Genomic DNA, 19401 nt, shown 5'->3' with positions numbered 1-19401 from the left:
GTTTTTATTAGGATATCTGGTGCGGAGTGTAGCCCGTTTTACTATACCCGTCATCTTTCAAGTCGCAGGCGTGTTCGCTGCTGTTGCTAGTCCGAATCACTTAAGTGATTCGGTGAGAGTCGTTTTATATCTCCCTGTCGCACTAGTCGGGAACGCAACAAGGTTAGGGTGCGGTGACTATCATGGCTACTCGGCGGTTTTCTGCTCGTCCTTTAGGGGTACGGTTATCGGCGACCGGCTCTAACTTACCGCGACCTCGTACCTCAATATTGGCTCGTGGAATACCTATGGTTGCCAGTGCATCCGCTACTGCAGAGGCACGTTGCAGCGATAACTGTTGGTTATACTCATCTTTACCGATGGAATCAGTATGCCCATCAACCCGCAGATGAGTAATGCCCACACTCAATAGCGCACGGCCAATGTTTTGTACTGTCTGCCCGCCAGACGGATTCAATTTTTTCACGTCACTATCGAATAACACTTTGTTTGCCAGACCAAATTCCCAGCCATTTTCAGTTAATTTAAATCCTTGTTCCTGTAAGGCTGCAATCTGCTCGGGTGTTAATCCTGGTGGTTTGGTTGCCTGACACCCCGCCAATATCAATAAACTCATGGCGAAAAAACTCATCCAGATATGGCTTATCAGACTGTTGTTTTTCAATACCTGCATGTCACCTATCCTAAGCTTTCAGTAAGAGTAATATCCGATTGGTAGGCAATGACGCTGCCACCGAACTGGAAACGTTTCTTTGCTTGATACATGGCTTCGTCGGCCCGTTGTAATAGCTCTTCGGGGGTCAGCGCATGATCTGGGTAAATCGCAATACCGATGCTGATAGAGGCGGTTATCTCACTACCATCTACCAAATCAATAGGTTGATTCATACTGTCGATAATATTATTAGCGATGGTTACAACATCATCGGTGTCGTGGATCGGTGCCAGTAATACGGCGAATTCATCGCCGCCCAAACGTGCCACCAAATCGGTTTCACGTAACAGTGCGCGGATACGATCGGCAATCGAGGTCAGCACCAGATCTCCCGCTGCATGACCATAGTTATCATTGATTTCTTTGAAGTGATCACCATCAATAAATAACACGGCCAGTTGTTCATCATCGGCGCAATCACTCAACGTGCGGCTTAGCCGGCCCTCAAAGAAAGCACGGTTAGCCAATCCAGTCAGGCTATCATGGGCAGCACGGTGTGCGAGGAAGTCATTTTCTTGCGTTAAATGGTCTTGCCAAACCTCCAGTTCTTCCAGCAAGCCATTGAAGTCATTGCTTAACTCGTTAAGTTCGGCAATTTTCGCTGACGGCACTCGCTGACCAAAACTGCGGTGGCGGCTAACACTATGAGCAACTTCGGTGATTTTGTTCAATGACTCGATAATGCCAAACAGCATCCGGCGCGACAGGAATAGTGCCACTAACGTGCTGAGAATTAGGCAGACGAATAAGCCCATCAACCCTTGCAACAGAAAACGTAGCAGACTACCACCATGACCAATAATCACGATGCTGCCGACTTCATTACCGGCATGCATCATGGGGAGTACCACCGGCTCAGGCAAAGCCCAACGGGCGACTTTTTGTTCCATATCATACATTGGACTATCGTTTGGTAGCGTCCAGTTAGCTATTTCTCGGCCATTCACATCGAGAATTTTAGCTTGGGCAACTTCTTCATTTGCCGCAATCAAGGACAGCGCCTCGTTAGCGGCCACGCTATCACCAAACACTACGGCAGCTTCAGTGGTGTAACTGATTGAACGGGCAATTAAATGTAGGTTATGGTCGGCATACACCCGCAAGGCAAACAGTGCCACCAGTGTGAGAAAAATACCTGCCGTTGCGACCGAGACCAATGCCACCGTCAGATGTATGCGACCGAGTACCCGTCCCAGTGTGGGGAGCTTCGCGATGTTTGGCCGATTTTTTGTCTGTTTGACTGACTTATTCTGTGTTGAATTCATAATGCGTCTGTCTTTTTACGCGCAAGTTGCAACACACTGGGATGAACCTTTACCCCACCGCGTGCCAATGCATCCATATTGACTTTGAAAGAAGCCTGCTTACCTTCCAGTAACAAACAAAATGCACTGCCAAATGTACATTCGTCATAATCTTCACTGATGGTAAGAATCGGATATCCCGACAGTCGGGCTGTCAACTCCTGACGCTGTTGTAGCTCGGTACGCCCCAGATAAACGACATCGCAATTGGTTGCAATCGAGCTATCCGAGAGGGAATAGCGCTGAGTTTTAATGGGATGTGTGGTTTCCATAAACGCGGGATTAAACAGCTCTTCTGCATAAATTGTCGGGGCCACCACACACAAGCGAGTTACGACGGGGGCCACGGGCCAGCGTGCATAGCTGATAATACCCAACACCATTTTGGTGGCGGCATTACTGCGTTCATGGATAAGGGCTTCATTGATGTTATCCGCAGCCATTGATGGTAAGGGGGCAAGTAAGCCAGAGAGAAGTAATAAAATAGAAGCACAGGCCCGCCAGACACGCCATAGCGTCATTAGTTTTAGCGGATAGTAGCATTCATAATTGCTGACGCCGTTAATTGCGCAAGTTGCGGTGTTCATTTTTGCGCTTCCTGTAGGGCGGCATGGTTCACATGTTCATTACAGCGATCGCATAATAAATCGCCGCCATTCTATTATAAGATTTAATTGATGCAATAATAGTCATGCTATCGGCAATATGCGATTTATCTTAAATCATATTTATGGGCGATAAAAAAACCCGGCTAATTAGCCGGGTTTTATGTATCGCAACGTATTGATATCAGACCGGATTCGATCCGCGCTTAAAGCGACCGATAACCCACTTTTCGATCTCTACTACCAAGAAGATGGCGATAGAAACCAACAGTGTTAAGCCCCAGTAATAGGCCGGCAATGGTTCGGTACCGAAAGCAGTATTCATGAATGGCAGGTAGATGATGGCTAACTGCAATACGATCAATACACCTGACACTAACCACAGCCCTTTGTTAACAAAGACTTCTTTGTTCAGTGGGAAGCGGTCCATCACTCGGCAGTTAAACATATAAATCCACTGCGCGGTAACCAGTGTTTGCATCAATACTGTACGGATAAATTCAGTGCTGTAACCGCGTGGCTCCATGTAGGCTTCCAAGGCAAAAGCACTTAAGGCAATCAAGGTACCAACAAACGCGATACGCCAGATGGCATGGCCATCTAACACATGTTTTGATGGGTCACGTGGGTTGCGGCGCATAATGCCTCTTTCTGCCGGTTCAAATGCTAAACCGAAAGAGAGCGTGGTAGAAGTTGCCATGTTTATCCAGAGGATTTGCAATGGCGTTAATGGAATAACAGCCCCCGCGAGGATGGCAAAGATAATGAGCAACCCTTGCGCCAGGTTGGTGGGCAATACAAACAGAATGGTTTTCTTCAGGTTATCGTAGACACGACGGCCTTCTTCAACCGCACTGGCAATGGTCGCGAAGTTATCGTCTGACAGCACCATATCGGCGGCTTCTTTTGTCACCTCGGTGCCTTTGATACCCATGGCGATACCCACATCGGCCTGTTTCAGCGCTGGCGCATCATTCACACCATCACCGGTCATGCCGACAATTTCGCCTTTCTCTTGTAAAGCTTTAACCAAACGCAGTTTATGTTCCGGGCTGGTACGGGCGAAAATATCATAATGAACGGCAGCTTGTGCCAGTTCTTTATCGTCCATATGCTCCAGTTGGCCACCGGTAATGGAGTCTTTACCATTGCCAATTCCCAGCATGGCACCAATCGCCATCGCGGTTTCCTGATGGTCGCCGGTGATCATTTTCACGCGAATACCAGCCTGCTGGCAGGTCGCTATGGCGTCGATGGCTTCAGGACGTGGTGGGTCCATCATGCCAGCGATACCAACAAACACCATGCCCTGCTGGATATCACTGTGGTCCAACTCACTGACAGGTTGTTCTGTTGGGCGGAAGGCTGCTGCTACCATGCGTAGACCTTGCTTGGCATAACGCGCCATCTCGGCTTCCCAGTAATCGCGGCGGAACGGTGCAACACCCTGGTCAGTCAGTTCTTGTTGGCAGAACGTAAACAACACATCAGGTGCGCCGGTCAGGAAGATACTATTTTCTGCTTGAACCTGATGGCTGGTAGCCATGTATTTATAGGCAGAATCAAAAGGAATTTTACCGTGCTGAGTCACTTGACCCAGCTCAATACCGGATTTGGCGGCTAATACTTTCAGTGCGCCTTCTGTCGGGCCGCCAGTAATGGCCCAATGACCTTGGTCGTTCTTCTGAATCTGGCTGTCATTACACAAATTCACCGCAGTGATAAATGTCTTTAACGTGCCGTTGGTATCGAGCGAGGCTTGCTGGTCACTCCCTTCCGGGTAAATGTTGCCAACCGGTTCGTAGCTTTCACCTTCTACGCGATAGCAGTGGTCTGCCAGAATCACTGCTTTAACGGTCATTTCGTTCATCGTCAGTGTGCCGGTTTTATCGGAACAGACGACAGTCATAGCACCTAAGGTTTCTACCGTTGGCAGCTTGCGGATAATCGCGCGGTTGCGCGCCATCGCTTGTACACCAAGGGAGAGGATGATCGAAATAATCGCCGGTAAGCCCTCGGGAACCGAGGCCACTGCCAGACTTATCAACGCCAGTAACAGCTCATCGACCGGTAGGTCGCGCAGGATAAAGGCGAAGACGAACAGGAATGCCATCATGACCAGGATCAGGATGAAAATGGCTTTGCCTAAACGATCCATCTGTTGCAGTAGCGGGGTACGGGTTGATTCAACCGTCGACATCATTTGGTTGATATGGCCCAGTTCGGTATCACCGCCGCTGGCAATCACCAAACCTTTCGCGGTACCGGCACTAATGGTCGTCCCTGAGAATAGTAGGTTTTTGCGATCGCCAATCACCGACTCGTTCTCAATCACGCCGATTTGCTTCTCGACTACCGTTGACTCACCGGTCAGGATAGCTTCTTCAATCTGAAGATTGTGGGCTTCCAGCAACCGCAGGTCTGCGGGGATTTTATCTCCTGGTTTCAAGGTGACGATATCACCAGGGACCAGGTCCTGTGCATCAATAATCTGGGCGCTACCATTACGAATGACCACCGCTTTACTGGAAAGCATATTCTGTATGCTTTTCAGAGATTTCTCGGCTTTATTTTCCTGAACATAACCAATTAAGGCGTTAATAACCGCAACACAAAGGATAATAATAGTGTCAACCGAGTGACCCATCAGTCCCTTGACCAATGCCGCCGCTAATAAAATGTAAATCAGAACATCATTAAAGTGGGCTAAAAACTGTAGCAGGGGATGTTTGCTTTTTTTGGCCGGTAACGCATTGGGACCGTACTGTTTAAGGCGTTCCTCCGCCTCTTGTGGCGTTAACCCTTCTTCGCGGCTATTTAAATGCTGCAAAGACTCTTCCGCAGTAAGTTGATACCAGGCCTTACCCTCTGGGGGCGGGGAGGCGGATTTATGGTCTGATGAGTTTTGCATTGAAAGAACCTTCTTAAAAATTAATAAATCTAAAATCTATCTATTCGTTTCATGGTGGGACGGGGCAGAGAAAGTTTTTATCATTTCTTCCGTGAACAGTGCCAATTCCTTAATGATTTGATTTTGATTAAAAAGCAAAAAAATATTTTGAAGGATATATTTACAACAACATAGTTATATTAAGCAAGGATAGTCGATTTTTATCAAAGCAGTGCCTTGATCTTAGATAATAAACAAGAAACATTTAGCAACATATGGTTGGTAACCTTGTGAATAGTAAGTAGTTACAGGCTGAACTATTCTGCTGTTGATCTTCTTGCTGGTGTTGAATGTTTCGCGGGTATTAAGTGATAACACAAAGTGATTAATCTTCAGCTCCTATTGCTTTATGTTATTACTGGCTATCAGGTGAAACTCTTCGTTAGTATGTTCTGCTGCCGGAACTAATCGGGCATATGCTAATCAGAGGTTGCGGTAAGCGATATAATGATGTGGCGATAAGTAAAGTGCAGTAGCCAACAACCAGTGAGGAAATAGTAAGTATGGACAAGTGGCGATATCTGGCGATTGGCGTGTGTCTGGTGACGACTTCAGGAGTGGCATTCGCTGACTCTATTGATGCCCAACGGCAACGCTATCAGCAAGTTAAACTGGCCTGGGACAGCAATCAGATGGACACCGTGACACAACTGATGCCCACGTTGCGTGATTATCCCCTGTACCCATATCTGGAGTACCGCCAGTTAACGCAAGACCTGAGCCAGGTGAGCGCGGTGCAAGTGAACGATTTCCTTAGCCGTAATCCAACCTTGCCGCCAGCACGTTCACTGTCATCCCGTTTTGTTAATGAACTGGCTCGCCGGGAAGATTGGCGGGGATTATTGGCATTCAGCCCGACAGCACCGAAGCCGGTTGCAGCCCGTTGTAACTATTACTATGCCAAATGGGCCACTGGCGAACAGCAGGTGGCCTGGGATGGTGCGAGTGAAATTTGGCTGAACGGCCAGACACTCCCAGGCAGTTGCACTAAATTATTCAGTGTCTGGCAACAAGCCGGGCATCAAACCCCACTGGCAACACTGGCGCGGATGAAGTTAGCCTTGAAAGAGGGCAATGCCAGTTTAGTGAGTTATTTACTTAAACAACTGCCAGCGGATTATCAGACCATGGGTACTGCACTGGCGAAACTGCAAAGTGACCCGGCCAGTGTTGAAAGCTTCGCCCGTACGGTCGGACCGACAGATTTTACCCGTTCTGCCACTATCATTGCTTTTACCCGTTTGGCTCGTCAAGACGTGGAGAACGCGCGAGCGATGATCCCGACCTTGGCCCGGCTACAAAAAATGAGTGATAGCGAAAAGCTGGAGCTGGAAGAGGCGGTGGCCTGGCGTTTGATGGGGACCGATGCGACTTACGATCAGGCTAAATGGCGAGATCAAGTCACCTTGCGTAGCCATTCAACGTCGTTGCTGGAGCGGCGTATTCGCATGTCTCTGGGCAGTGGCGATCGTCAGGGGTTAGCGACCTGGCTGGCACGCTTACCGGCCGATGCGCAAGATAAAGATGAATGGCGCTACTGGCGTGCATCGCTGTTATTGGAACAAGGTAAAAAAACCGAGGGTGAAGCTATCCTGCGCAGCCTGATGCAGGAACGTGGCTTTTACCCGATGGTTGCAGCTCAAAAGTTGGGCGTTCCTTACCCTATTAATGTTGAGGTAGCGACCAAACCGGATGCATCGTTAGCACAGCGGCCGGAAATTATCCGGGTGCGTGAATTGATGTACTGGAATATGGACAATCTGGCCCGTAACGAGTGGAGCTATCTGGTCGCCAGCCGCAGTAAGCCGGAGCAGGAAGCACTGGCGCGCTACGCTTTTAACCAGAAGTGGGCGGACTTAAGCGTACAGGCTACCATCGTTGCCAAATTGTGGGACCATCTGGAAGAGCGCTTCCCGCTGGCATGGCCAAAGGAGTTCCGTCAGGCGACAGAAGGCAAAGGGATAACCCCAAGTTATGCCATGGCTATTGCCCGTCAGGAAAGTGCCTGGAACCCGAAAGCACAGTCACCAGTAGGGGCGACGGGGTTAATGCAGGTGATGCCGCGTACCGCTGAACATACGGTAAAACTCAATAATATCAGTGGTTATGTCAATAGCAGCCAATTACTGGATCCGCTTACAAACATTGAGATCGGTACCAGCTATCTGGAAGAGGTTTACCAGCAGTTCGGGCGCAACCGTATCTTATCCAGTGCCGCCTATAACGCCGGCCCATCGCGGGTGAATACCTGGTTGGGTAACAGTGGCGGGCAAGTGGATGCAGTGGCATTCATCGAGAGTATTCCTTTCTCAGAAACCCGTGGCTATGTGAAAAATGTGTTGGCATACGATGCCTTTTATCGGCACTTTATGAATCGCCCAGCGAAGGTGTTGAGTGATGCCGAGTGGCAGCGGCGTTACTGATCCCCCTTTGTACTTGAAGCCGCAGGGGTGTTAGCTACGCGCACTTACCCGAATCACTTACTGGTGTAAGCTCATCGGGATGCGTTTGCTTGCTGCCTACCTGCGACGCCAATGACGTTGAGGATATTCCTTTGTTCTGGGCGCTGCGGCGGTGTTAGCGGCGCTTACGACCTTGGCGTTGCAGGCTGTTTACTGGCAGCCCTACAACGCCAAGTTCTTTGGCTATATCTCACGTTATGGTATGCTCTCGTACTAGTTAAATAGTACCTTGGGTATCTATCATGACAAAACTACGATTGACCGATGATTTGTCGGCTGACGAAATAAACATGCCTAATATCCACAGCCCGGTTAATACTGCTTTCGCGCCAGATCCGGCGTTATCCCCTGCAGATAATCAGCACTGGCTGAGCTTTGTTGCGCTGTTGGAAAACGCGATTGCGCAAGACCTGCATTTGCCCTTGCTGCAATTGATGCTGACACCGGATGAGCGTACGGCTCTGGGCACCCGGGTACGTATCATTGAGGAGTTAATGCGCGGGGAATTAAGTCAGCGTGAATTGAAAACCCAGTTAGGTGCAGGTATCGCGACCATTACCCGTGGCTCTAACAGCTTGAAAACGGCCCCGCCACAGCTCAAAAGCTGGCTTGAGACCCAATTACTGACAAATGATGTAAAGCCTTCCTGAGTTTAGTATCACGGTGCCGGGCGTTGATATATTTCGTTGTGAAATGGTACCAGCGCTAACAGCAGTGCCTGGTGATAAACACTGGTGCGGGTCAATTTACCGTCGGTAAAGATACCGATGGCACCACCCTGATGTTTTACATTCGATATGCCGGTTAAAACTGCCATTTCGTCGCCCAGCTCACGGCCTTGGCGAATCCCATGCAATATAATGTCGGGCAGCATTAAGCTGGCAGAACGGGATTCTCCCCGTAACTGTAAGTGTTCAATTACCATCCAGGCAAAGGTCATATTATCTTCAATACCGGCTTCAACCCCAACCCAAAAATCAGCCTCAGGGCGAATCTTACGTGCGTTACTCACACGCTGTCTGGCGCCACTGTGTGTCTCAAGACTGCCGATGGGTTGCAGGGGAACACCGCTATCGACATTGACACCTTCAATACGATACTGGCCGGGGCCATAAACATCATCGAAGGCGAGGGTGATAGCCTTAATCTTTGCAGGGTTGGTAGTTGCGGCAACAACATGGTACATAATGAGTCTAGTATCCTATTCCCTTGGGACTTGAAGCAGCAGGGCTGTTAGCTGTCTATCTGCCACGCCAACGTCTTTGGGTTTATCTAAAGTAATGGTTTTTGTGCCTATTTTACGCAGTATAACGGAAAAACGACATGTTACAGGTATATCTCGTGCGTCATGGTGAAACCCTCTGGAACGCCTCACGCCGCATTCAGGGCCAATCAGACAGTCCTCTGACCGACATCGGTATCCGTCAGGCCAACTTGGTTGCGCAACGGGTTAGTAGCCAGGGCATCACCCATATTATTACCAGCGACCTTGGCCGCACACAGCAGACAGCTAAAATTATTGCTGATGCTTGCGGCCTAACCATGGAGACAGACTCACGCCTGCGTGAGCTGAATATGGGCGTGTTGGAGGCGCGCCCCATTGAAAGCTTATCGGTGGAAGAAGAGCAGTGGCGTAAGCAGATGGTTAATGGTACCGAGGGCGGGCGTATTCCTGAAGGTGAGTCGATGACTGAACTGGGTAGCCGTATGCATGCAGCGCTGGATAGCTGTCTGAAGTTACCTGCTGGCAGCAAGCCGCTGTTAGTTAGCCATGGTATGGCGCTGGGATGTTTGTTGAGTACATTACTGGGTCTGCCCGCGCATGCCGAACGGCGTCTACGTTTGCGCAACTGTTCGTTATCTCGGGTTGATTATCAAGAAAGCCCTTGGCTGGCCTCTGGCTGGGTCATTGAAAGTGCTGGCGATACCGCTCACTTGGATATGCCAGCACTTGATGAGCTACAGCGTTAACGACGGATAGGAATGAGATATTCACATTTCAACGAGGTTGGAGGCTGATCTTTCGGCCTCCCCTGCGGGAAGAAGCGCTCTATATCGTACCCTCGCCGGCGGGTTAGCCCTAATTGCGGCAGACTGGTGCCATAGAGTGTCAGAATGAAGTTTTGCAATCCCTCCAGCGGCCCCTCATAGCTGAACTGCACGTATTCGCCACCTTGCAAGATAACCGGTTGCCCTTCCGGCACATTGCCCGGAACATGTTGTGGCTCAATGGCGGTGGTATAGAAAATCTCCTGCTCATCATCTTTCTCCTGATTAGGGCGGGAGTGATGTAAACCATAGAGCACTGGCGGCAAGTGATCGGCATCACCGAGATATTGTTGCCAAAAATGCGAGCGTAGTTCAGTACGATAAGTTGATATCTGTTCAAGCGTACAAGAGTAGCTTTGTGTCAGACCAATCAGGTGCTGTTCAGGCAAAGTGATGAATTCAGGTTGAGGTAGCGTATATTCCCCTAGCCGAATCGGTGGGCAAATCCCAGCCGAGTGCCAATCTTCTGCCCGTCGGTACAGCGCCGGTGTTTGTGCAAACTGCTTTTTAAATGCCCGGGTAAAGGTTTGCTGCGAATCAAAGCGATATTGTAGGGCAATGTCCAGAATAGGACGGCTGGTTAATCGTAACGCTACAGCGGCTTTAGATAACCTTCTGGCACGGATATAGGCACCGATAGCATTCCCGGTGACATCCTTGAACATTCGCTGCAAATGCCATTTAGAATAGCCGGCTTTGGCAGCAACATTGTCCAGTGCTAAAGGCTGGTCTAAATGACTTTCTAGCCAGCTAAGCAAATCACGAATGATACTGGCTTGATCCATAGATCTTCCTCGTAAAGCGGCCTAAATTTAGGGTGTTAGTCATATGAAAAGAATAGCTCTGGCGAATAGTAGCAACTTTTTATGTTCCCGACTGCTTAAGAATTTTGTGGCATAGTGTGTTAAAAAAGAACCTAAGATTTATAAAATGTCTTTTTAACGAATATTTTATTTTTAGTACAAATAGTTAACGCTGAGTAACGTTATTCAGCGGAATGGAGTAAGTGTATGAAAAAGAATTGGATATTCCTTGGTTGTCTGCTTTCATTTGGGGCCATAACTGCTCATGCAGAGGAAATTGGCTCCGTCGATACAGTCTTTAAACTGCTCGGGCCAGATCATAAAATAGTGGTTGAGGCCTTCGACGACCCCGATGTTAAAAATGTAACTTGTTATATCAGCCGCGCTAAAACCGGGGGCATCAAAGGTGGATTGGGGTTGGCAGAGGATACGTCTGATGCAGCAATTTCCTGTCAGCAAGTGGGGCCGATTGAGCTGAGTGACAAAATTAAGAATAAAAAATCTGAAGGTACAGTGGTTTTCCAGAAACGGACTTCTTTGGTGTTTAAAAAGTTACAGGTAGTGCGTTTCTATGATCAAAAGCGTAATGCCTTAATCTATCTGACCTATTCCGATCGCGTTGTCGACGGCTCGCCGAAAAATGCGATCAGTGCCGTTCCGATTATGCCGTGGTAAAAATTGGATAGATATAAAAAAGCCAGCATAGAATGCTGGCTTTTTACTGTGGATAGCAGCCAGAGGTTTACTCTTCAAGGTCACCACAGAAACGGTAACCTTCACCATGGATAGTGGCGATGATTTCTGGTGTGTCCGGCGTGGATTCAAAATGTTTACGAATGCGGCGGATAGTCACGTCAACAGTACGGTCATGAGGCTTCAGCTCACGGCCGGTCATTTTCTTCAACAATTCGCCACGAGATTGAATCTTGCCTGGGTTTTCACAGAAGTGCAGCATGGCGCGGAACTCACTACGTGGCAGCTTATAATGCTCGCCAGCAGGGCTTATCAGTGAGCGGCTATTGATATCCAGCTCCCAGCCATTAAATTTGTAACTTTCAACCAAGCGGCGCTCTTCACCCACGCTACCCAAATTCATGGTACGTGACAGTAAGTTACGTGCCCGAATGGTTAATTCGCGCGGATTGAAAGGTTTGGTGATGTAATCATCAGCGCCAATTTCCAAGCCAAGGATCTTATCTACTTCGTTATCACGACCTGTCAGGAACATTAGGGCAACACTTGCTTGTTCACGAAGTTCTCGTGCTAGCAACAGGCCATTCTTGCCCGGCAGATTGATGTCCATGATAACTAAGTTGATATCATTCTCAGACAGAATGTGGTGCATTTCTGCGCCATCATTGGCCTCATGAACTACATAGCCTTCCGCCTCGAAAATGCTCTTCAGGGTGTTACGAGTAACTATCTCGTCTTCTACGATCAGAATGTGCGGGGTCTGCATGTTTGCTACCTAAAATTGCCAACAAAATAGAAATAGGAAGTACAGAAGTCTTTGTTATATTAGGATTTTTATTGACTTGTTACTCGTCATCCCGTTCATCACATGACTAAAGTACGTAAACGCGTTCTTGATGCACTTTCCATCAAGGTCAACAACATCACTAGCTTGGTCGGGGTGTTACTCCCTACAGCCCCAAAGGTGACAAAAGCGGCGCATATCCTAACCCTATTAACAGCAATATAACAGTGTGAGCCGAATCTACCACCCAACAAAACTACGCTTTGTTGACATATATCAAATTCAATTGTAGCACGTTAACACTTTTGTGAAAAAGACTTACAAGAATACCAGCTTATGCGCGAGTTGGTTAAATTATGTGATCGATTCAGTGTTATTAATATTAAAAATTGAATGTCAAACGTAACAAAAAAATGATTTTTCTAATCTATTGATTTTTATTGTTTAAAATCAATATTCTTTCAGCATTACAGCCATCAAGGGATTTTTCTTGTCAGCGTCCTATTTCGCCTAAAAGCATAAGAAGAATTATCGTCAATGTTAGTTAAATGTAAAGTAATAGAGGAAACTTTTCATATTTGTTGTTTTTTAAGTCACTTATGCAAATCAATGATGATTAATTTGCCATTTTATGGCTTCAATTGGATTTTGCTATCGCGATCCTATCAATTGTTCGTTGGCGTGTTTTCTGTCATTTAGTCGAAAAAAAATCTTACAGTGGATAGTAGTGATTAAAATTAATATTACAGATTTATTATCTGGTTTATCGCGGGATTTTTTATTTTTATCTGCTGATTACCCCTATTGAATTAGTTGATTCCCCATTGTGGGTGGGGGCGTTTCTTCAGGAAATTGGATGAAAAAATTTGACTTGAGGGGGCGATTGCTTTAACCAATAGAGGGACAGCTTCATTTATGAGACAGACAGACGACATGCGATATATCAGCCTGAACACAACAATTATTACCACCACCGAAACCACTGGTTACGGGGCGGGCTGACGCGTACAGGAAACAACAGAAAAAAGCCCGCACCTAGACAGTGCGGGCTTTTTTTTTCAATCAAATCTTTGCAAAAAAAGTTTGCGATAAAAAAGCGCGAAAGCGGGAGAGAATCAGAAATGCGAGTGTTGAAATTTGGCGGGACATCAGTAGCAAATGCAGAACGCTTTATGCGTGTTGCCGATATCATCGAAAGTAATGCACGTCAGGGACAAGTGGCTACCGTGTTATCCGCTCCCGCTAAAATTACCAATCATCTGGTTGCGATGATCGACAAAATGGACGCAGGGCAAGATATCTCGCCGAATATCAGCGATGCGGAGCGGATTTTTTCCGAGCTGTTGCGTGGGTTGGCCGACACTCAACCCGGGTTTGACTATGAACGCTTGAAAGCGCTGGTGGCGCATGAGTTTGCGCAACTCAAACATGTCCTGCATGGTATCTCATTGCTTGGCCAGTGCCCGGATAGCATCAATGCGTCAATCATTTGCCGTGGCGAAAAACTCTCCATTGCCATCATGGAGGCGCTATTTCAGGCCAAAGGTTATCCAGTTACTGTGATTAATCCGGTCGAGAAGTTGCTGGCTCAAGGCCATTACCTCGAATCCACTGTTGATATCACGGAATCTACCCGCCGTATCGGGTCCAGCAGCATTCCGGCCAACCACATCATCTTGATGGCAGGTTTCACGGCCGGTAACGACAAAGGTGAGTTAGTGGTGCTGGGGCGTAATGGCTCCGACTATTCAGCCGCGGTGCTGGCTGCTTGTTTACGCGCTGATTGTTGTGAGATCTGGACGGATGTTGATGGGGTTTATACCTGTGACCCGCGTACTGTACCCGATGCCCGTTTACTGAAATCGATGTCATACCAAGAGGCGATGGAGCTGTCCTATTTTGGCGCTTCAGTTCTTCACCCCCGCACTATCGCCCCCATTGCCCAGTTCCAGATCCCTTGCCTGATTAAAAACACCTCTAATCCACAGGCACCTGGCACCCTAATTGGCGGGGAAAGCAGTGATGATGGCTTCCCAGTCAAAGGTATCACCAACCTGAATAACATGGCGATGATTAACGTCTCAGGTCCGGGGATGAAAGGCATGGTCGGTATGGCTGCCCGTGTCTTTGCGGTGATGTCACGCAGTGGCATTTCAGTGGTACTTATCACCCAGTCTTCTTCTGAATACAGCATTAGCTTCTGTGTGCCGCAGGGGGAGCTAGAGCGTGCCCGTAGAGCATTGGAAGACGAGTTCTATCTGGAATTGAAAGATGGCCTCTTGGAACCTCTGGATGTGATGGAGCATCTGGCGATTATCTCCGTGGTGGGTGATGGTATGCGCACATTGCGTGGCATCTCCGCTCGCTTCTTCTCGGCGTTGGCGCGTGCCAATATTAATATCATTGCGATTGCGCAAGGCTCGTCTGAGCGCTCTATTTCGGTGGTGGTGAGTAATGATGCGGTTACCACCGGTGTGCGTGTCTGCCATCAAATGCTGTTTAACACTGACCAAGTGATTGAAGTGTTTGTAATAGGTGTTGGCGGTGTCGGTGGGGCATTAATCGAACAAATCTATCGCCAGCAGCCGTGGTTGAAACAGCGCCATATCGATCTGCGGGTGTGTGGTATTGCTAATTCCAAAGCCATGCTGACCAATGTCCATGGCATTGCGTTGGATAACTGGCGTCAGGAACTGGCTGAGGTGAAGGAGCCATTTAACTTAAGCCGCTTGATTCGGTTGGTAAAAGAGTATCACTTGCTCAACCCGGTGATTGTCGATTGTACTTCCAGTCAGGCTGTTGCCGATCAATATGCTGATTTCCTGGCCGATGGTTTCCATGTTGTGACGCCAAACAAGAAAGCCAACACCTCGTCGATGAATTACTACCGTCAGATGCGTGCGGCGGCGGCGAAATCTTGTCGCAAATTCCTGTATGACACTAACGTGGGTGCGGGTTTACCGGTAATCGAAAACTTACAGAATCTGCTCAATGCTGGTGACGAACTGATGCGTTTTTCTGGCATTCTGTCAGGGTCGCTGTCGTTTATCTTCGGCAAGCTGGATGAAGGCATGACATTGTCACAGGCAACCTTGCAAGCCAGGGAGATGGGATACACTGAACCTGACCCACGCGATGACCTCTCTGGCATGGATGTTGCGCGTAAATTGTTGATCTTGGCCCGTGAAGCAGGTTACAAACTTGAGTTGACGGATATTGAAGTTGAATCTGTTCTGCCAGCCAGTTTTGATGCTTCTGGTGATGTAGATAGCTTCCTGGCGCGTTTACCGTCACTGGATGCCGAGTTTACCCGTTTGGTGGCAGATGCGGCGGAGCAGGGCAAAGTGCTGCGTTATGTTGGGGTTATCGAAGAAGGGCGTTGTATCGTCAGAATGGATGCTGTTGACGGTAACGACCCGCTGTATAAAGTTAAAAATGGTGAGAATGCGTTGGCTTTCTATACCCACTATTATCAGCCTATTCCGTTGGTGCTGCGCGGATACGGTGCGGGTAATGACGTGACTGCTGCCGGGGTATTCGCCGATCTTTTACGCACATTATCCTGGAAGTTGGGAGTTTAAATATGGTTAAGATCTATGCTCCGGCATCGATTGGCAATGTCAGCGTTGGATTTGATGTGTTGGGTGCGGCGGTTTCGCCGCTAGATGGCACCTTACTCGGCGATTGTGTCAGCGTGACGGCGGCAGACCGTTTCAGTCTGCGCAATGAAGGCCGCTTTGTCAGCAAACTGCCTGATGACCCGAAAGAGAATATTGTTTATCAATGCTGGGAGCGTTTTTGTCAGGAAATGGGCAAACAGATCCCGGTGGCGATGGTGCTGGAAAAGAATATGCCGATTGGTTCTGGGCTAGGTTCCAGTGCTTGTTCGGTGGTTGCCGGGTTAATGGCGATGAACGAGTTCTGTGGCAAGCCATTGGATAAAGTCACGTTACTCGGCCTGATGGGGGAGTTGGAAGGGCGTGTTTCCGGCAGTGTGCATTATGATAATGTTGCACCTTGCTATCTGGGTGGGATGCAGTTGATCCTCGAACAGGAAGGTTACATCAGCCAGAATGTTCCCGGCTTTGATGATTGGCTGTGGGTCATGGCGTATCCGGGTATTAAGGTCTCGACCGCTGAAGCGCGCGCCATTTTACCGGCGCAATATCGCCGTCAGGATTGTATCGCTCATGGTCGTAATTTGGCTGGATTCATTCACGCTTGTCACACTCAGCAACCTGATTTGGCCGCTAAGATGATGAAAGATGTTATCGCCGAACCTTACCGCACCCAACTGTTGCCGGGCTTTGCTGCCGCCCGCCAAGCCGCCCATGATATTGGTGCATTGGCTTGTGGTATTTCCGGCTCTGGCCCGACGCTATTTGCTGTCTGCAATGATCATGAAACCGCACAACGCATGGCGGGATGGCTACAAAATCATTACCTGCAAAACGACGAAGGTTTTGTTCATATTTGCCGTCTGGATACCGCAGGCGCACGACTACTGGGATAACGCATGAAACTGTATAACCTTAAAGATCACAACGAGCAGGTCAGCTTCGCGCAAGCGATCAAACAAGGCCTGGGTAAGCATCAGGGGTTGTTCTTCCCACTGGAATTGCCAGAATTTGAACTGACAGAAATTGATAAACTGCTGGATCTGGATTTTGTTACCCGCAGTAGCCGTATTCTGTCTGCTTTTATTGGCAGTGAGATTGCCCCTGAAACCTTAACCAAACGCGTTCAGGCCGCATTTGAATTCCCAGCACCCGTGGCTCAGGTTGAGAATGATATCGCCGCACTGGAACTGTTCCACGGCCCGACACTCGCGTTTAAAGATTTCGGCGCGCGTTTTATGGCGCAAATGTTGGCTGAAGTGGCGGGTGACCAGCCGGTGACAATCTTAACGGCGACTTCCGGTGACACTGGGGCGGCGGTAGCACATGCATTCTATGGCCTGAAAAACGTGCGGGTGGTTATTCTCTACCCACGTGGCAAAATCAGCCCATTGCAGGAAAAACTGTTCTGTACATTAGGTGGCAATATCCACACCGTGGCAATTGAGGGCGATTTTGATGCCTGCCAGGCCTTGGTGAAACAGGCCTTTGATGATGAAGAGCTGAAGCAGGAACTGAGCCTTAACTCCGCCAACTCGATCAACATCAGCCGCTTATTGGCACAAATCTGCTATTACTTTGAAGCGGTAGCCCAGTTGCCACAAGAAGCACGTAATCAACTGGTTATCTCGGTACCCAGTGGTAACTTTGGTGATTTGACCGCCGGGCTGTTAGCGAAGTCATTAGGTTTGCCAGTTAAGCGCTTTATTGCTGCCACCAACGCCAACGACACAGTGCCGCGCTTCTTGGTTAACGGCCAGTGGCAGCCAAAACCTACTGTTGCGACACTCTCGAATGCAATGGATGTCAGCCAGCCGAACAACTGGCCACGTGTTGAAGAGTTATATCGCCGTAAAATCTGGCAGTTGAAGGATTTAGGCCACGGTGCGGTGAGTGATGAAGTGACCAAAGAGACCATGCGTGAGCTGGCGGAGCTGGGTTATATCTCTGAACCTCATGCGGCGATTGCGTATCGTGTTTTGCGTGATCAGTTGCAGGACGGCGAGTTTGGGTTGTTCATCGGTACCGCTCATCCGGCGAAATTCAAAGAGAGCGTGGAAGAGATCCTCGGCCAGGAACTTCCGTTGCCGAAACCACTGGCTGTTCGGGCGCAACTGCCTTTGTTATCCCATGATTTACCAGCCGATTTTGCGCAATTGCGGGCTTTCTTGATGGCTTTGCCAAAATAATTACCCGTCTTACTTGGTGTTGCAGCGTTGTTAGCCGCTCTCACTCACCCGAATCACTTACTTGAGTAAGTGATTCGGGATGTGCCCGTTTGCTGCCTAGCTGCAACACCAATTACTTAGGGTAATGCTTTTTCTACTTGACGTTGTTAAAACTGCTCAGCGCGCTTAAACACCAGTTCATTTTTTGCCGACAGCCCGGTATCAAACTCATAGCCTTCCAGATTGAAATCAACCAGTTGTTCTGGTTTGGTTAACTTATTCTGGATGATAAAGCGGCTCATCAGGCCACGGGCTTTCTTGGCATAGAAACTGATGATTTTGTATTTACCGTTTTTCTCATCTAAAAATACCGGTTTAATCAGTGAACCTGCCAGGCTGGCCGGTTTAACAGCTTTAAAATATTCATCAGAAGCCAGATTAATCAGCACATTATCACCTTGCTGCGTCAATGCCTGATTCAGTTTTTCAGTTATCTGGTCACCCCAGAACGAATAGAGATCTTTGCCGTGGGGATTAGCCAACTTAATCCCCATCTCCAGGCGGTAAGGTTGCATTAAATCCAGCGGGCGTAACAGGCCGTACAAGCCAGAAAGCATACGCAAATGCTTTTGCGCAAAATCAAAATCGGCGGCGCTGAAATTCTGTGCTTGCATGCCGGTATAGACATCACCTTTAAAAGCCAAAATCGCCTGACGTGCATTGTCTGGGGTAAAATCAGGCTGCCAGTCGCTAAAGCGGGCAGCATTTAAACCGGCCAGCTTGTCGCTAATCCCCATCAGACTGCTGATTTGGGCTGGCGTCAGCTCACGACAAATCTCAATAAGCGCTTGTGACTTATCCAACATTTCAGGCTGAGTAAACTTCTTGGTCGCTAATGGACTTTGATAATCAAGGGTTTTAGCCGGAGAGATAATAATAAGCATAACGATATCCTGTTAATCCAGATGAGACACTGTAGCAAAAAGCGCACGTCAGCAAAAAAAAGATTGGGCGATTGCTAAGATAGGTATCCCCATCGGACATGACGTTGTAGGGTTGTCAGCGATGATAGAGCTTGGCTAAATCGTCTCAGCACGATAAGAATGGACGAAATTGCTATTAACCAACCGGTTTCTGGCTGTTTTGCACGGCGAAAACGGTTGCTAAGCAAAAAGCGTGTCTTTGCGCTTTTTTTAATCAGTTTAACTGCCTTGCACCAAGGCTTACGCATGTTATTATCAAGACAAGGCA

The 19401-nt window shown here is 48.4% G+C and carries 16 protein-coding genes and 1 other annotated feature; of the genes, 8 read left to right on the top strand and 8 right to left on the bottom strand.

Annotated features, from left to right (window positions below):
• Positions 1–163: 163 nt before the first annotated feature.
• From V1955_RS18895 to V1955_RS18880, 4 genes are all read right to left on the bottom strand, one after another.
• Positions 164–673 (bottom strand): OmpA family protein, encoded by a 510-nt coding sequence (locus V1955_RS18895; RefSeq protein WP_083160657.1) that lies wholly within the window; start codon positions 671–673, stop codon positions 164–166.
• A 5-nt stretch (positions 674–678) separates the two neighbouring features.
• Positions 679–1980, bottom strand: a complete 1302-nt coding sequence (locus tag V1955_RS18890; protein WP_193784731.1) for a diguanylate cyclase domain-containing protein — start codon at positions 1978–1980, stop codon at positions 679–681.
• The gene (locus V1955_RS18885) at positions 1977–2606 is read right to left on the bottom strand and encodes a YfiR family protein (RefSeq protein ID WP_083160655.1); all 630 of its coding nucleotides are present in this window, start codon (positions 2604–2606) and stop codon (positions 1977–1979) included. Before V1955_RS18885 ends, V1955_RS18890 begins: the two co-directional genes overlap by 4 nt.
• Before the next feature lie 202 nt (positions 2607–2808).
• Positions 2809–5535, bottom strand: coding sequence for a cation-transporting P-type ATPase (locus V1955_RS18880; RefSeq protein ID WP_083160653.1), 2727 nt, complete (start codon positions 5533–5535; stop codon positions 2809–2811).
• Positions 5536–6077: 542 nt separating this feature from the next.
• Between V1955_RS18880 and sltY the strand changes: the two genes are divergently transcribed.
• Entirely contained in the window at positions 6078–7997 is a 1920-nt protein-coding gene (sltY, locus tag V1955_RS18875) for a murein transglycosylase (protein WP_083160651.1), read from the top strand.
• A gap of 281 nt (positions 7998–8278) precedes the next feature.
• Entirely contained in the window at positions 8279–8686 is a 408-nt protein-coding gene (trpR, locus tag V1955_RS18870) for a trp operon repressor (protein ID WP_193784730.1), read from the top strand.
• 8 nt (positions 8687–8694) lie between these two features.
• Here the strand turns inward: trpR and yjjX are convergent, their stop codons facing one another.
• The gene (gene yjjX, locus V1955_RS18865; RefSeq protein ID WP_083160649.1) at positions 8695–9222 is read right to left on the bottom strand and encodes an inosine/xanthosine triphosphatase; all 528 of its coding nucleotides are present in this window, start codon (positions 9220–9222) and stop codon (positions 8695–8697) included.
• A gap of 137 nt (positions 9223–9359) precedes the next feature.
• On the opposite strand from yjjX, the gene gpmB reads away from it, so the two are divergent.
• Positions 9360–10007, top strand: a complete 648-nt coding sequence (gene gpmB / locus V1955_RS18860) for a 2,3-diphosphoglycerate-dependent phosphoglycerate mutase GpmB (protein ID WP_442821272.1) — start codon at positions 9360–9362, stop codon at positions 10005–10007.
• On the opposite strand, the gene robA is transcribed toward gpmB, so the two are convergent.
• Positions 10004–10870, bottom strand: a complete 867-nt coding sequence (gene robA, locus V1955_RS18855; RefSeq protein ID WP_083160645.1) for an MDR efflux pump AcrAB transcriptional activator RobA — start codon at positions 10868–10870, stop codon at positions 10004–10006. The two genes, gpmB and robA, sit on opposite strands and share 4 nt — an antisense overlap.
• Before the next feature lie 225 nt (positions 10871–11095).
• On the opposite strand from robA, the gene creA reads away from it, so the two are divergent.
• On the top strand, positions 11096–11563 hold the full coding sequence (gene creA, locus V1955_RS18850) for a protein CreA (protein ID WP_083160643.1): 468 nt from the start codon (positions 11096–11098) through the stop codon (positions 11561–11563).
• A gap of 67 nt (positions 11564–11630) precedes the next feature.
• On the opposite strand, the gene arcA is transcribed toward creA, so the two are convergent.
• A complete protein-coding gene (gene arcA, locus V1955_RS18845) occupies positions 11631–12347 on the bottom strand; it encodes a two-component system response regulator ArcA (RefSeq protein ID WP_004706052.1) in 717 nt (238 codons plus the stop codon).
• A 933-nt stretch (positions 12348–13280) separates the two neighbouring features.
• Here arcA and thrL point away from each other — a divergent pair.
• The 4 genes from thrL to thrC all read left to right on the top strand — a co-directional run bounded on the left by thrL (position 13281) and on the right by thrC (position 18171).
• The gene (thrL, locus tag V1955_RS18840; protein WP_071598596.1) at positions 13281–13367 is read left to right on the top strand and encodes a thr operon leader peptide; all 87 of its coding nucleotides are present in this window, start codon (positions 13281–13283) and stop codon (positions 13365–13367) included.
• Positions 13306–13424, top strand: a sequence feature (Thr leader region). Its footprint overlaps the gene before it by 62 nt.
• A 62-nt stretch (positions 13425–13486) precedes the next feature.
• Positions 13487–15946, top strand: a complete 2460-nt coding sequence (gene thrA / locus V1955_RS18835) for a bifunctional aspartate kinase/homoserine dehydrogenase I (RefSeq protein WP_442821271.1) — start codon at positions 13487–13489, stop codon at positions 15944–15946.
• Positions 15947–15948: 2 nt separating this feature from the next.
• A complete protein-coding gene (gene thrB, locus V1955_RS18830; protein ID WP_372557966.1) occupies positions 15949–16878 on the top strand; it encodes a homoserine kinase in 930 nt (309 codons plus the stop codon).
• Between the two features lie 3 nt (positions 16879–16881).
• Positions 16882–18171, top strand: coding sequence for a threonine synthase (gene thrC / locus V1955_RS18825; protein ID WP_083160635.1), 1290 nt, complete (start codon positions 16882–16884; stop codon positions 18169–18171).
• A gap of 146 nt (positions 18172–18317) precedes the next feature.
• On the opposite strand, the gene yaaA is transcribed toward thrC, so the two are convergent.
• Positions 18318–19094, bottom strand: coding sequence for a peroxide stress protein YaaA (yaaA, locus tag V1955_RS18820; protein ID WP_372568652.1), 777 nt, complete (start codon positions 19092–19094; stop codon positions 18318–18320).
• Positions 19095–19401: the final 307 nt, after the last annotated feature.

The sequence above is a fragment of the Yersinia sp. 2545 StPb PI genome (genome assembly GCF_052217125.1).
In the GTDB taxonomy this organism is placed as follows: Bacteria; Pseudomonadota; Gammaproteobacteria; order Enterobacterales; family Enterobacteriaceae; genus Yersinia; species Yersinia enterocolitica_E.
This window is presented reverse-complemented; position numbering and strand designations above follow the sequence as displayed.